The sequence below is a fragment of the Camelimonas fluminis genome (assembly GCF_014656355.1).
GTDB lineage: Bacteria > Pseudomonadota > Alphaproteobacteria > Rhizobiales > Beijerinckiaceae > Camelimonas > Camelimonas fluminis.
Genome location: NZ_BNCG01000011.1, coordinates 84,580 through 98,974, shown reverse-complemented (window position 1 = coordinate 98,974; position 14,395 = coordinate 84,580). Strand labels below are relative to the sequence as shown.

The following is a 14,395-nucleotide window of genomic DNA, read 5'->3' as shown; positions in this document are numbered from 1 at the left end:
AGCAGAGGCATGAATTTTGTTCCGCGCATCATTCTGGCGCTTGTTGCTGGCGTCGTGGTCGGCGGCGGCTTCATGGCCTGGGACAAGCATCGTGGCGCCGAGTGGGTGGTGTCGCCGCAGCAGATCGCCGCCGCCCGGGCCGACGGCCAGACTGGCGTTCAGTCGCGCCCGGGTACGGTGACCGTGCGGCCGATCCGCTCCGAGACGGCGGATGTCCTGCCATTCAAATGGGGGTTGTACGGCGTCGGCGCCGCGCTGGTGGTGTTCGTGGCGACGCGCCAGCGCAAGGGCGAGCGGCGGGCCTGAGCGGCGGAACCGGGCGCCTGCCCTGGCCGGTTCAACTGGCGACAGGAACCAGAAGCGCCTCTCCCGTCGCCACGCATTTGCGAACGTCGCCGCTCAGGGCGAACAGCTCCGCCCGCGTGAACGCCTGCTTGCGGCCAGCGCGGGTCACCCTGCCAATGGCCAGAAACCGCTCGCCGACCGCCGGGGCCAAGCAACTGACATTGAAATGTGACGCCAGCACCGGCCCGCATAATGTGGCGGCGGCGTAGCCGCACGCGGTGTCGATGAGCGCCCCGATCATGCCGGCGTGGAGAAAGCCGGCGTACTGTCCGAAGTCTTCACGCCAGCGCAACGTCAGCTCAGCGTAGCCTTCCGCCGCGCTGCTGACTTCAAAACCCGCCCAACGGTTGAAAGCGGCGCTGGCGTTGATCGCCTGCAGGCGGCGGAGCAGGGCGTCGTCCGCCGGAGAGAGGCGATTGGCTGTCATGGCGAGTGCTCCCCAGGGCCGCTGCTCAGGCGGCGGTTTTGAAGGTGGCGCTGGCATGGGCGCAGGCAACGCCGTCGGCGACGATGTCGGCGGCGGCGAAGCACAGCGAGCGGCCCGCTTTCAGAACGCGCGGCCGGATCTCGAGCCACTGCCCGAGGCGGGCGACGCCGAGAAATTCCGTGGTGAGCGCCACGGTTACGAGGCCGGAGGCGCCGCTGGCGCGGCCGCAGCTCAGCCCCATGGCGTTGTCGGCGAGCGCCATGATCAGCCCACCGTGAACCAGACCCCGCGAATTGGCGTGAGCCGACCCCGCGCGCAGGCCGATGATCACGGCGTCGCCGTCAAGACGGCTGAAAAGCGGTTTCCAGGGAGCCGTAAGGCCGCTATCGCGAAAGTGGGGAAAGAAGCCCTCTGGCGGTTTGCTGGAATGCACGGTGGTTTCCTCATAATATATATAGACCAGTCTATATAATTAATGATGCTGCGCCACCGGAAACTGGAGGCTGCCGAAACCGGTGTGACCAGGCGCAAACCGGCGCCCCGGGCCCATTTCCGTAGGGAGCGGGCTGGCCTATAGAGGATGCATGGCTGGGCCTCGCAAACATCGGGAAGCGCTTCTGGACAGCGCCGTCACGCTCTTTCGCAAGCAGGGCTATGCTGGCACTGGCCTCAACCAGATCCTTGCCCATAGCGGCGCGCCGAAGGGCTCGCTCTATCATTATTTTCCAGACGGCAAGATCGGCATTGGCGCCGAGGCTGTCAGGCGCGCTGGATCACGCGTCGCCGCGACCCTGCGTGATCTGGCCGCCCGCGACCCTGACCCCGCCCGGCTGCTGACGACCTATTTTGGCATGGTCGCCGCGTGGATCGAGGAATCGGATTTCCACGATGGCTCGCCCATCGCCGCTACCTTGCTGGAAACGGCGGCCGACAACCCCGGCATTCGTGAGGCGGGCGCTGACGCGTTCCATGGCTGGAGCGTGGTTCTCGAGGAGGTCATGGTCGCTGGCGGCATTGATTCCGGGCGCAGCCGGCGTCTGGCCATGCTGGCGATCGCGGCGCTGGAGGGCGCGATCGTCCAGTCGCATGTCTTCCGCAGCCGCCGGCCGCTCACCGATGCGGCGGCGGAGATCGCGGCGCTGCTGGACGCGGCCCGCGCCAGCGGCGGCCAGGGCGGTTAGCAGGGGACGACCTGGGGCCGGGTTCGGTGGGCGCGACCCGCAATCTGCCGCTACCACATTGATATGTGTGCCTTATCGCCGTCAGGCTGCGTCGCGTCTGGAGAAAAATCGGCCGGCTTCAGGCATGGCTGCCCGGCGATTAAATTGCTATCACTGGCGCCATGAACGCTTCCGCTCCCGAGGGGTCGGCCCCCGTCCTGACGCCGGACGACCAGGTTCTGCTGGTCGATGGCTCGTCCTTTGTGTTCCGCGCCTATTTCCAGTCGATGAATCAGGACCGGCGCTACAATGCCCGCCCGTCCGACGGTTTGCCGACGGGGGCGGTGCGGCTGTTCTGCGCCAAGCTGCTGCAGTTTGTGCGCGACGGCGCGCTGGGCGTGAAGCCAACGGTGATGGCCATTGTGTTCGACCAGTCGGAGGATTCGTTCCGGCGCGAGCTTTATCCCGCGTACAAGGCGCACAGGCCCGATCCGCCGGCCGAGCTGATTCCGCAGTTTCCGTTGATGCGGGAGGCGGTGCGGGCCTTCGGCATGACGCCGGTGGAGATGCCGCGCTGGGAAGCCGACGACATCATCGCCACCTACGCCCGCCAGGCCTCCGAGGCCGGCGCCCAGACGCTGATCGTCTCCGCCGACAAGGACCTGATGCAGCTCGTTGGCGACGGCGTCACCTTCTACGATTTCGAATCGGGCGTGCGCGGCAAGCCGGGGTACCGGCCGGAGCGGCGGCTCGATCGCGAGGGCGTCATCGAGAAGTTCGGCGTGCCGCCGGAACTGGTGCCGGACGTCCAGGCGCTGGTGGGCGACGCCTCCGACAATGTGCCAGGCGTGCCTGGCATCGGGGTCAAGACGGCGTCGCAGCTCATCAATGAGTACGGCAGCCTGGAAGCGCTGCTGGCGGCGGCGCCAGGCATCAAACAGCCGAAGCGCCGCCAGTCGCTGCTCGACAACGCTGATGTGGCGCGGCTGTCGCTGAAGCTGGTGATGCTGGACACGCACACGCCGGTGCCGACGCCGCTGGGCGATCACCGCATCGTTGATTTTGATCCGAAGCGGCTGGTCGCCTTTCTGAAGGCGATGGAGTTCACCCAGCTGGTGAAGCGCGCCTCGGAACTGTTCGACGTGGATGCGGCGGCGATCGAGCCAGCCCCGGAGCTTGTGGCCGGGACTTACTCGCCGATGGGCGCGCCGCAACTGCCGGCGCCAGCCGGCGCGGAGCGCTCCGCGGCTGGGGCGGGCGAAGGCGCATCGGACAAAAGCGCCGCCGCCGTGGCGGCGCCGTCGCCCGCGATGGAGCCGGCGACCCCCGGTGTTTCCATGCCTGCGGCGCTTGCCGCCGCGCGCCGGATGGAGGGCGCGGGTACGCCCGTCGACCGCTCCGGTTATGAAACCGTGACGGATATCGCCGGGTTGCAGCGCTGGGTCGCCGCCGCCCGTGAGGCCGGCGTCGTCGCCGTCGACACCGAGACCAATGGTCTCGACGCCATGGCCGTTGACCTGGTCGGCGTCTCCATGGCGACCGCGCCGGGCAAGGCCTGCTACATCCCGCTGCAGCATCGCGGCGGCGCCGACCTGTTCAGCGAAGGCCTGCTGCCGGACCAGATTCCGCACGCCGAAGCGATCGCTTTGCTGAAACCGCTGCTGGAGGACCCGAACGTCCTCAAGGTCGGGCAAAACTTCAAGTTCGACATGCTGGTGTTCGCCCGCTACGGCGTCCGCGTCAGCGGCTATGACGACACGATGCTGATGTCCTATGTGCTTGACGCGGGCCGTGTCGGACCTGGCGGTCACGGCATGGACGCGCTGTCCCAGAGCCTGCTCGGCCATGCCTGCATCGCTTTCAAGGATGTCGCCGGCTCCGGTCGCAATGCGGTGACCTTCGATCTCGTGCCCATCGACCGCGCGACCGAATACGCCGCCGAAGACGCCGACGTCACCCTGCGTCTGTGGCGGGTGCTGAAGCCGCGCCTCGTCGCCGAAAGCAGAACCCAGGTCTACGAAAGCCTGGAGCGTCCGCTGGTCGCCGTGCTTGCGGCCATGGAGGGGCGTGGCGTCGCCATCGACCGGCAGATGCTGTCGCGTCTCTCCGGCGAGTTCGCCCAGTCGCTGGCGCGGCTTGAGGACGAGGTCTACGAACTCGCCGGCGAGAAGTTCAACATCGGCTCGCCCAAACAGCTCGGCGACATCCTCTTCGGCCGCATGCAACTGCCCGGCGCCCGCAAAACGCCGACCGGGCAATGGGCCACCGGCGCCCGGTTTCTTGAGGAACTGGCCGACGACGGCCACGAACTGCCCCGCCGCATCCTGGAATGGCGCCAGCTCGCCAAGCTGAAATCCACCTACGCCGACGCGCTGCCGGGATACGTCAACCAGCAGACTGGCCGGGTGCACACCTCATATTCCCTGGCGGCGACCACGACCGGCCGGCTGTCGTCATCCGAGCCCAATTTGCAAAACATCCCGGTGCGCACCGAGGAGGGCCGGAAAATCCGCCAGGCTTTCGTCGCCGAGCCGGGCCGCAAGCTGATCTCGGCCGACTATTCCCAGATCGAACTGCGCATTCTCGCCCATATCGCCGACATCCCGCAGTTGCGGCGGGCTTTCGCCGAGGGCGTCGACATCCACGCCATGACGGCGTCGGAAATGTTCGGCGCGCCGGTCGAGGGCATGGATCCGATGGTGCGCCGTCGCGCCAAGGCGATCAATTTCGGCATCATCTACGGCATTTCGGCCTTTGGCCTCGCGGCGCAGCTTGGCATTCCGCGCGAGGAGGCCGGCGCCTATATCAAGCGCTATTTCGAGCGCTTCCCCGGCATCCGCGATTATATGGACGCGACCAAAAAATTCTGCCGGGAGAATGGTTACGTCACCACGCTGTTTGGCCGCATCTGCCACTATCCGGACATTACCTCGTCCAACCCGTCGCAGCGGGCGGCGGTGGAGCGCCAGGCGATCAATGCGCCGATCCAGGGCAGCGCCGCCGACATTATCCGCCGCGCCATGACGCGCATGGACGCCGCGTTGCTTGACGCGGGCCTGACTGGCCGCATGCTGTTGCAGGTGCACGATGAATTGATCTTCGAGGTCCCGGAGGCGGAGGCTGAGCGCACCATCGCCGTGGCGCGCCAGGTGATGGAGCAGGCGCCGTTGCCGCTGCTGTCCCTGGCGGTGCCGTTGCATGTGGACGCGCGCGCCGCCGACAACTGGGAAGAGGCGCACTGAAGCCGTTGTCGCGGGAACCATTCAGCGCGCCGCATGTTCAGCGTTTCATACCCTGGCCGCCGCCAGGGGACGTGAAGGGGCGGCGTGCGCCGCCGGCTTTGGGGGGCCAGGGTGCAATGCGATCATGGCGACGCTGGAATTTGTCCGCGTATCCCGCGTATATGCGATTTGCAGGTTGGCTTTCACGCGCGCCGGAAGGCGCTTCGTGGGCCCAGGATTCGTGGGCCCAGGAGAGGCGCGGATGAGCTGGCGCGCGATGACGTTGGCGGGTGAACGAGGAAGAAAGCTGGCGATCGGGGCGACTCTGGCGATCGCCGTGATGGCGGGTTGCGTTGGCGCGGCGACGGCCCAGACGGTTCCACGCGTCGCTACGCCCTCGCCGGTTAACCAGAAGCTCGTCGACCGTTTCGATGACCTGCTCGATCACAAGCAGTATGCGGCGCTGGGCGACGCCCTGGAGCGCGAGCATGATGCGGGTCGGGGGCGGCTGGCGCGGAGTTGGCAGGACCGGCGCCTGCGTGACGGCGGCAGCGCCTATCTTGGCTTCGTTTACAGCCGCGAGTTGATGCGCTCGGCGGCCAGAAGCGCGCCGCGCGACCGGACGCGATTGCGCGAGCAGGCGTCCCTCGTCGCCATCTACACCATGGCTGTCCTGACGATTGACGGGCCGCGTTGCGCGGACGCCTCGGCCCCTTCGGCGCGCAGCGAGCAATTGTTCGATCTGGCGGCGGAAGCCTTTTCCTGGGCGGCGGCGATGCCGGAAGGCCGCCGTGACCGCATGATTGATGAAGCGCTGGCGCTGGAGCAGGCGACGGCGCCCCTGCGCCGGGATGACGATTTTATCTGTCTTGGCGGGGCGGAGCACATTGCCCGCGCCCTTCAGGATCCGGCCTCACAGGTGGAGTCGCGTGGCGGCGACGCCGGCGTGACGGTCACGCCAGGTCGATCCATGGCGGCGCGCTTCGCCGATCCGGCGACGACCCGGCCGATGCAGGCCCTGGCGCGCCGCACCATTCGCGCCGATTTGTGCCGCATGCTGGACCAGATGAAGACCTGACGTCGATCGCGCCATCATGCTGCCGACAAGTTGCGACACAAGCGGCGGGGAGCGGGGGGCCGGATGCACGCGCGGCGGCCCGCGCCCGGTTCTCCCGCCCTGTGTTCCACCTTCCCCGCGACGGATATTCCATGTTTCGCGAGATCAGTGTTTTTCGCCGGATGCGAACGGCTTTCCGGCCGCTTTTTCCCGATGGCTTCATTCGCGCTGGCCTGATGGCTGTCGCCGCGGCGACCGGCGTTCTGGCCGTCACAGGCGCGGCCCATGCCGATGGTTTGTGCCGCAAGCTGGTTTTTGAGGGCGTTGGCCATGTGGTCTGCGAGGTTCCCCTGCGCGACCATCAGGTGCGGATGTATCTGCGAGGCGTTGACGGGCAGCCCTATGGCCGCCTGAGCCGTCTTGTCGACAGCCCGGCCGGCAAGGAGCTGGTGATGGCGATCAACGGCGGCATGTATGGCGATGATCGCGGGCCGGTCGGCCTGTTCGTCGAAGGCGGCAAGCAGGTGCGCGGCGCCAACACCAGGCGCGGCTCCGGCAACTTTCACATGAAGCCGAACGGCGTGTTTTACGTGACCGGGACCGGCGCCGGCGTCATGACCACCGAGCGTTATCTGCGCCAGAAGCCGCAGGCGCTCTACGCCACCCAGTCCGGCCCGATGCTGGTGATCGACGGCAAGTTGCACCCACGTTTCGCCGATGAGGGGCAGTCGCTGAAAATTCGCAACGGCGTCGGCGTAAGGGGCGGCAAGACGGTGGTGTTCGCCATCTCGGACCAGCCCGTGAGTTTCGGCTCGTTTGGACGCCTGTTTCGCGACGCCCTGAAAACGCCGGACGCCCTGTATCTCGACGGTTCCATATCCAGCATCTATGCGCCTGAAGTGGGACGCCGCGACTGGCTGTATCCGGTGGGCCCGATTATCGGCGTTGCGCCGCGCCCGGCGGGGGCGGAGCCAGCGGCCGCACGTCCAGGCGCCGCGGCGCGGCCGAAATCAGCCGCCCGCTAAAGCCCGGCCGCCGTGTAACAGCCAGACGCCCCGTCATATCCGCTGAGGGAGACCGCCGCCCGGGCGGGTGGCGCCAGTTCTGGGGATGTGCAACGAAAAGACCCATGTCCGCAGGACATGGGGCGATTCGTCTCCAGATTTCCGGATTATGCCTCTGGCGACAGGTTCGCCTGCCCAAGGATGACGGCGCTTTTCACGGATTCATCTGGCGCGGCGCTTCTGCTGGCGTTGCGCATGGGTTGGGAGGACTGCCCGCCTTTGCGTCCGGCATGGGACGCCAGCTCCCGGTTCTGGGAAAAGCTGCGGTCCTCGGGGCTGACGTTCTGGCCGCCCTTGCGCCCCGCTGCGGCCGCAAGACTGCGATCCCGTGAGAAGCTGCGCTTCTCCTCGGGCACGCTGCGCCCGCCCTTGCTGGCGATTTCCCGTTGCCGTTCGCGATCCATGGAGGCGAAACCCCGGCGGGATTTTCCGGTGTTTTCTGTCATCATTTTTTCCCCGGCTGCAGCCATGAGCAGTCCTTGCCCGCACTGGCGAACCGCAGCATTCAATTTGCTTGTAAGGATGTTTTTCTGGTTGTTGCGTCTGGCGGCGCCTCGCGCGCCCGGGCTCCGCCAGTCAACTGATCGTCAGATCAGCTTGACTGACCTGTGGAGAGGGCGTCGACGCCATTCCGTGGATGGAAAACAATCGCCGGCTACGATTGTTCCAAAAACAACGCCGTTTTTATGGATATTTGAGAAATTGCAGGCCAAGTGGCCGCTAACCCATTCAGGATGCTGAACTTGTCGCCTGTGTCCACCGTCCTGCCCGTTGAAGGGATCGTCGCGCCGCTGCGGAATGCGCTGGCCGCTGGCCCGTCCGCCGTGGTGATCGCGCCGCCCGGCGCCGGCAAGACCACGCGGCTGCCGCTGGCGCTGTACGACGCGCCGTGGCTGCGGGGCCGCAAGCTCATCGTGCTGGAGCCGCGCCGCCTTGCGGCCCGCGCCGCCGCGGCGCGCATGGCCGCCACCCTGGGCGAACAGGTGGGCGAGACCGTTGGTTTGCGGGTGCGGCTGGAATCGCGCGTCGGGCCGCGCACCCGCATCGAAGTGGTCACCGAGGGCGTGTTCGCGCGCATGGTGCTGGACGACCCGGAACTGGCCGGCGTCGGCTGCGTGCTGTTCGACGAGTTTCACGAGCGTTCGCTCGATGCGGATTTCGGCCTGGCGCTGGCGCTCGACGTGCAGGGGGGCTTGCGCGACGATCTGCGTCTGGTGGTCATGTCGGCGACGCTCGACGGCGGCAAGGCCGCGCGTCTGCTCGGCGGCGCCGGCGCGCCGGCGCCGGTGCTGGAGAGCCCGGGCCGAAGCTATCCGGTGGAGACACACTGGCTCGGCCGGCGCGGCGACGCGCCGCTGGAGCAGGATATGGCTGACGCGGTGATGCGGGCGTTGCGCGCCCATCCCGGCTCCATCCTGGCGTTCCTGCCGGGGCAAGGGGAGATCATGCGCGCCCAGCGGCTGCTGACGGAGCGACTGGCCAGGGATGCCGACGGAGAACTGGTTGACGTCGCGCCGCTCTATGGCGCGTTGCCGCCAGCGGCGCAGGACAGGGCCGTGGCGCCGGCGCCGGAAGGTCGCCGCAAGGTGGTGCTGGCCACGTCCGTCGCCGAAACCTCGATCACCATTGAGGGGGTGCGCGTCGTCATCGACAGCGGCCTGTCGCGGGTTCCGCGTTACGAGCCGGCGGTGGGCATGACCCGGCTGGAAACCGTGCGCGCTTCCCGGGCCGAGGCTGACCAGCGCCGCGGCCGCGCCGGCCGCACGGCGCCAGGCGTATGCTACCGCCTGTGGGCCGAGGCGGCGGACGCGGCGCTGGAGCCGTTCGCCAAACCAGAGATTCTCAACGCCGATCTGGCGCCCCTGCTGCTCGACTGCGCCATGTGGGGCGTCGCCGATCCGGCGGCCCTGGCGTTCTCCGATCCGCCGCCGCGCCCGGCGCTGAACGAGGCGTCGGCGTTCCTCAGGGACATGAGCGCGCTCGACGCTGATGGCCGCGCCACGCCGTTGGGCAGGGCGCTGGCTGAACTGCCGCTGTCGCCACGGCTCGCGCGCATGGTGCTGGCGGCGACGGCGACAGGCCATGGCCGCATGGCCGCCGTTATCGCCGCGCTGATCGGGGAACGCGGCGCCGGCGGCGACAGCATCGATCTGGCTGAGCGGCTGGAGCGTTTCGGCCGCGATCGCGCGCCGCGCGCCCAGGCGTTGCGTCGCATGGCTGATGGCTGGGTGAAGCTGGCTGAGCGGGCTCTGCGCGATCCGGCCGCCCGCGCAGCTCTGGAGGCATTGCTCAATCTGCCCGAGGGAACGGAGCCCTCCGCCGGCGTACTGCTGGCGCTGGCCTGGCCTGACCGCATTGCCCGGTCGCGGGGGCGGGACGGGCAATTCCACATGGTGAACGGCCGCGGCGTGCGACTGGAGGGCGGCGGCGCCCTGGCCCGCGCCGGCTGGCTGTGCGTCGCCGACGCCATGGGCGCGGCGGCGTCCGCCCGCGTTATGCTGGCGGCGGCGCTGGAGCCGGACGAGGTGTTGCGGCTGGGCGGCGGCCGCATCGAAGAGCGGCGTCTGGTGACGTTTGACCGCGAGACCGCGTCGGTGCGGGTGCGGGTGCAACGCCGGCTCGGCGCCCTGGTGCTGGCGGAAACCACCGCCGCGCCGGGGCCGGCGGATGATTGCGCCGGCGTGCTGGCGCGGGGGCTGGCGACAGTGGGGCTCGACGCCCTGCCATGGTCGAAGGCGTTGCGGCAGTGGCGCGACCGGGTGTTGTTCATGCGCCGCGCCGCTGGCGACAGCGATGAGCGCTGGCCGGATCTGGCGGACGCCGCCCTGCTGGACGGGGCCTGGCTGGAGCCGTTTCTCGCCGGGCGCAGCAGCCTTGGGGAACTTGACGCCGATGACGTGAGCAACGCCCTGCGCGCGTTGTTGCCATGGGATTTGCAGCGCGAACTGGACAGTGGCGCGCCGACGCATTTCGGGACGCCGGCGGGGACCAGCGTTCCGATCGACTACAGCGACGAAAATGGCCCGACGCTGGCGGTGAAGGTGCAGGAACTGTTTGGCCTTGGAACGCACCCGACCCTGGCGGGCGCGCCGCTGGCGCTGCATCTGCTGTCGCCGGCGCAACGGCCGATCCAGATCACCCGTGACCTGCCAGGCTTCTGGCGCGGCTCATGGGCCGACGTGCGCGCCGACATGCGCGGGCGCTATCCCAAACACTTCTGGCCGGAAGATCCCGCGACCGCCCCCCCAACCCGGCGCGCCGGCCGTCCGCCGGGCGCATGAGGCAAGGGGCAAACGGGCAAGGGGCTGAGGCTGGAGGCGTGAGGTTTGGGGAATGAGCCGTCGCGCGTCAGAAGACGCGCCGCTCGCCGCTCTTGTCCTCGATTTTCATGCGTTCGGCGACAGGGAGCCTGGCGACGATATCGTGAAGGATCTCCGGCGACAGATCGATGGCGTAAAGCTTCCAGTGGAAGCCGCTGATGCGGAAGCGCCAGCCCAGGCGGCGTTTGGGGTCGCCGTCGACGTCCACATTCATGCGGAAGTGGGTGAGGCCTGTGAATGAGGCGTCGTTGATCTTGCTGAGGGCGCCGCCAATGCCGTCAATGCCAAGACGCGCCACAGGCTTCGGCTTGCCGCCCTCTTCGGGCCAACCGCGCTCCAGCAATTCGGACAGGGCGTCCGGGGTCGTCATCTGGTGCAGCACCGGGTACAGCGCGTTGGCGGCGAGGCCGGCGGCGATCTGCTGGGCGAACGGGCTCGCCGCCTGTTCCTTGCCGTGAATCGTCAGATAGGCGCGTAGCACCTGGCGCGTCAGGGAGCGGCCAAGGGCGCCCTTGTCGACCCGGGCCAGAATGGCGGGCGCATCGCGATTGCGCACGGCTTCGGCAAGATGGGCAGCCGCGATGAATGGCGTCGCCATGTAAGCCAGAACGAGGATGACAGCGACTGCAATCCAGAAGAGGTACGAGCGCAATAGCGCTGGCATCGGCGCAGACTCCAGTCTGGTTATGGGAAGGGCCCAGGCGAATCGTTCACAGGACCATATTTAACCGTCATGGCAGACAGGCGAAACGCTTTGTCAGCCGGCGGATGGAAATGTTGACGGGATTACATGACGTAGGGTGAACCAGGGTGGGACGAGGGGTCAACCCGTTGCGGAAAAGGGACGACCTGGCGAGGGCTGGGCGCCAAGGGGGCAGATCTGAACCACATCGCGGGAACACCCGCCCGCATCTCACGCCAACACCCGGCAGCCTGTTCACCGGGTGCGGATGCCCCGGCGACGCAAAGCAGGTCCTATTAGGACCTGCGCCAGGCCGATCAGCCATGCGGCGCGCCCTTGCGCCAGGGGTATTTCTTGCCCGACATGCGTCAGCTCTCTGGAGCGCCTTCAAAAATTGTCCCGGATTTGGCGACGGAAATGTATCAGGCCAGAGGTCGCGGCGCCGCCGGTGAACCGGGTTGTTCACCGGGAACGCTCCCGATCGACGCCAGATTGACGCCCTATGCCGCCCGGCCAAGCCGCTGTTCGACAATGGCGCGTGCGGCCGCGAAGGCTTCCTCCACGCCAAGGTGCGTGGTGTCGAGCAGGATCGCATCCTCGGCTGGAACCAGCGGCGCCACGGCGCGGGCGGCGTCGTCGGCGTCGCGTTTGCGGATATCGGCCAGGATCTGGTCGTAGGATGCGGCTGGATCACGCGCCGCCAGTTCACGATAGCGCCGGTCCGCTCGCGCTTCGGCCGAGGCGGTGACGAACAGCTTGGCGGGAGCCTCCGGACAGATCACCGTGCCGATATCGCGTCCGTCCAGCACCGCGCCGCCAGGAGCGGCGGCGAAAGCGCGCTGCACGTCCAGCAGGGCAGCGCGCACGCCGGGCAAGGCGGCGACCCGCGAGGCGGCGGCGCCGGCCTCGCCGGTGCGCAGCGCCGGATCATCGGCGAAATCCGCCGGCAAGGCGCGGGCGACGGCCACCGCCACGGGCTCGTCATCAAGCGCCGCCCCCCGGGTGAGCACGCCCATGGCCACGGCGCGATACAGCAGGCCGGTGTCCATCCACGGCAGGCCGTAATGGGCGGCGAGGCGGCGCGCCAGCGTGCCCTTGCCGGATGCGGCCGGGCCGTCAATGGCGATCACCGGGGCAACCGCCGGGGCGATGACGCGGCTGGTTGGCGCGCCCATTTCAGCCCCCGTCCATGGCGATGTCGGCGCCGAGCGACCGCATCAGCGGCGTGAACGCGGGGAAGCTGGTGGCGATCATGGCCGCGTCGTCGATGTTCATGCCTTCGCGCGCGGCGAGGCCCAGCACGAGGAACGACATGGCGATGCGATGGTCGAGGTGGGTGGCGGCCACGCCGCCGCCGCGCACCCGGCCGGCTCCCCCAGTGACGATCAGATCGTCGCCCTCGATGCGGTTGGCGACGCCCGCCGCCGTCAGGCCGTCGGCGATGGCGGCGAGACGGTCGGATTCCTTGACGCGCAATTCGGAGAGGCCGCGCATGCGGGTTTCGCCCTCAGCGAAGGCCGCCGCCACGGCGAGCACCGGATACTCGTCGATCATCGACGGCGCCCGCTCCGCCGGCACGTCGACGCCCTTCAGGGCGCCGGCGCGCACGCGCAGGGTGGCGACGTCTTCGCCGCCCTCGCTCGTCTGGCTGACCACGTCAATATCGGCGCCCATATCGCGCAGGGTGGTGAACAGGCCGGTGCGCAGCGGGTTCATCATCACGCCTTCCAGCGTGATCTCCGAGCCGGGAACAATCAGCGCCGCCACCAGCGGGAAGGCGGCAGAAGACGGGTCGGCCGGAATGGCGATGTCTGAGCCGGTGAGTTCCGGCTGGCCGGTCAGGGTGATCTTGCGACCGTGTTCGCCGTAAGGCTCCACCTCGACCGTGGCGCCGAAGTGGCGCAGCATGCGTTCGGTGTGGTCGCGCGAGGCTTCGCGCTCGATCACCGTGGTCTTGCCTGGCGCATTGAGGCCGGCGAGCAGCACCGCCGACTTGATCTGGGCCGAGGCCACCGGCGTTTCATAGACCACCGGCACTGTCTCGCGGGCGCCTTCCAGCGTCAGCGGGCAGCGTCCTCCCTCAGCTTCGGAGACGACGCGGGCGCCCATCTTCAGCAGCGGATCGATGATCCGGCGCATCGGCCGTTTGCGCAAGGAGGCGTCGCCGTCGAAGGTGGCGGTGACCGGATGGCCGGCGACCACGCCCATCATCAGGCGCGAGCCCGTGCCAGCGTTGCCGAAATCCAGGGTTTCGGTTGGGGAAACCAGGCCGCCGACGCCGACGCCGCGCACCGTCCAGGCGCCCTGGCCAGTGCGGACGACGTCCGCGCCGAGGGCGCGGGCCACAGCGGCGGTCGCCAGCACGTCGTCGCCTTCCAGCAGGCCGGTAACGCGGGTTTCGCCCACGCTCAGCAGGCCGAAGATCAGCGCCCGGTGCGACATGGACTTGTCGCCAGGCACACGCACGGCGCCGCGCAGCGGGCCGGACGGACGGGAGGCGGAGGGAACCGGCGTTGAATGAGCGCTCACGGGGATTTCCTGCTTTCAGGCGACGGACCGATGCCGGCGATACGGGCGCCGGCGCATCACGAAGCAATGTCCGCTTCGCTGGAAAATGCTTCCGGGCTTGTAAAGCAAGTCGCCGGAAAGTGGGAGCGGGCTGTTGCCGGCGTTGATTGGGGAAAGTCCGTCGCGGTCAAACCGGATTGTCGCCTGGACTTTCTGGTCCGGCGCACTTTTGCATGCACATGTTGAATGCAGAAGGCAGCTGCGCCGGAGCGGTTTTATTTGTCGCCGCACTGGCTTCTGGCAGCGCCGTCGTACTGGGCGACGCCAGCGTTGGCGTTTGCGACGTTGCGGTCGCGCTCCGCTCCGGTCTGGCAGCGCTTGTAAAAAGCGCTGGCCTTGCGCAGCGTCGCCGCCTGTTTGCGCCAGGCGGCGCAGCGCTCCTTGTCCGAGGCGGTGGCCGCCTCGGCAAGTTCAGCGCGGGCTTCGCGCACTTCCGACAGCATGACCAGGGCGTCGCGCTGGCAGGTCTGGCTCACGGGCGCGGCGGACGCGGCGTGAGACAGGCAGACGAATGCGACGGCGATGGCCAGGGCGGGGTATGCGCGGTTCAT

13 protein-coding genes are annotated in these 14,395 nt (G+C 68.3%); 6 read left to right on the top strand and 7 right to left on the bottom strand.

Annotated features, from left to right (window positions below; all coding sequences use genetic code 11):
* Window positions 1-9 precede the first annotated feature (9 nt).
* Window positions 10-306, top strand: coding sequence for a hypothetical protein (locus IE243_RS13300; RefSeq protein WP_191319875.1), 297 nt, complete (start codon window positions 10-12; stop codon window positions 304-306).
* Between the two features lie 31 nt (window positions 307-337).
* Here the strand turns inward: IE243_RS13300 and IE243_RS13295 are convergent, their stop codons facing one another.
* Together IE243_RS13295 and IE243_RS13290 are read right to left on the bottom strand one after the other, a co-directional pair.
* Window positions 338-772, bottom strand: a complete 435-nt coding sequence (locus tag IE243_RS13295) for a PaaI family thioesterase (RefSeq protein WP_210319856.1) — start codon at window positions 770-772, stop codon at window positions 338-340.
* 25 nt (window positions 773-797) lie between these two features.
* On the bottom strand, window positions 798-1,205 hold the full coding sequence (locus tag IE243_RS13290) for a PaaI family thioesterase (protein WP_191319874.1): 408 nt from the start codon (window positions 1,203-1,205) through the stop codon (window positions 798-800).
* 151 nt (window positions 1,206-1,356) lie between these two features.
* Here IE243_RS13290 and IE243_RS13285 point away from each other — a divergent pair, with 151 nt between their 5' ends.
* The 4 genes from IE243_RS13285 (at window position 1,357) to IE243_RS13270 (ending at window position 7,235) form a co-directional block, all read left to right on the top strand.
* Window positions 1,357-1,953: a TetR/AcrR family transcriptional regulator gene (locus tag IE243_RS13285; RefSeq protein WP_191319873.1), complete on the top strand. Its 597-nt coding sequence runs from the start codon at window positions 1,357-1,359 to the stop codon at window positions 1,951-1,953.
* A gap of 161 nt (window positions 1,954-2,114) precedes the next feature.
* Window positions 2,115-5,174, top strand: a complete 3,060-nt coding sequence (gene polA, locus IE243_RS13280) for a DNA polymerase I (protein ID WP_191319872.1) — start codon at window positions 2,115-2,117, stop codon at window positions 5,172-5,174.
* Window positions 5,175-5,415: 241 nt separating this feature from the next.
* Entirely contained in the window at window positions 5,416-6,231 is an 816-nt protein-coding gene (locus tag IE243_RS13275) for a hypothetical protein (protein ID WP_191319871.1), read from the top strand.
* Window positions 6,232-6,362: 131 nt separating this feature from the next.
* The gene (locus IE243_RS13270) at window positions 6,363-7,235 is read left to right on the top strand and encodes a phosphodiester glycosidase family protein (protein WP_244643150.1); all 873 of its coding nucleotides are present in this window, start codon (window positions 6,363-6,365) and stop codon (window positions 7,233-7,235) included.
* A gap of 146 nt (window positions 7,236-7,381) precedes the next feature.
* On the opposite strand, the gene IE243_RS13265 is transcribed toward IE243_RS13270, so the two are convergent.
* On the bottom strand, window positions 7,382-7,720 hold the full coding sequence (locus tag IE243_RS13265; RefSeq protein WP_191319870.1) for a con-10 family general stress protein: 339 nt from the start codon (window positions 7,718-7,720) through the stop codon (window positions 7,382-7,384).
* A gap of 288 nt (window positions 7,721-8,008) precedes the next feature.
* On the opposite strand from IE243_RS13265, the gene hrpB reads away from it, so the two are divergent.
* Complete coding sequence (gene hrpB / locus IE243_RS13260; RefSeq protein WP_191319926.1) at window positions 8,009-10,555, top strand: ATP-dependent helicase HrpB; 2,547 nt, start codon at window positions 8,009-8,011, stop codon at window positions 10,553-10,555.
* 67 nt (window positions 10,556-10,622) lie between these two features.
* Here the strand turns inward: hrpB and IE243_RS13255 are convergent, their stop codons facing one another.
* From IE243_RS13255 to IE243_RS13240, 4 genes are all read right to left on the bottom strand, one after another.
* On the bottom strand, window positions 10,623-11,258 hold the full coding sequence (locus IE243_RS13255) for a DUF2939 domain-containing protein (RefSeq protein ID WP_191319869.1): 636 nt from the start codon (window positions 11,256-11,258) through the stop codon (window positions 10,623-10,625).
* A 518-nt stretch (window positions 11,259-11,776) separates the two neighbouring features.
* Complete coding sequence (cmk, locus tag IE243_RS13250) at window positions 11,777-12,451, bottom strand: (d)CMP kinase (RefSeq protein WP_191319868.1); 675 nt, start codon at window positions 12,449-12,451, stop codon at window positions 11,777-11,779.
* A 1-nt stretch (window position 12,452) separates the two neighbouring features.
* Window positions 12,453-13,805, bottom strand: coding sequence for a 3-phosphoshikimate 1-carboxyvinyltransferase (gene aroA / locus IE243_RS13245; protein ID WP_191319867.1), 1,353 nt, complete (start codon window positions 13,803-13,805; stop codon window positions 12,453-12,455).
* A 254-nt stretch (window positions 13,806-14,059) separates the two neighbouring features.
* Window positions 14,060-14,395: a hypothetical protein gene (locus tag IE243_RS13240; protein WP_191319866.1), complete on the bottom strand. Its 336-nt coding sequence runs from the start codon at window positions 14,393-14,395 to the stop codon at window positions 14,060-14,062.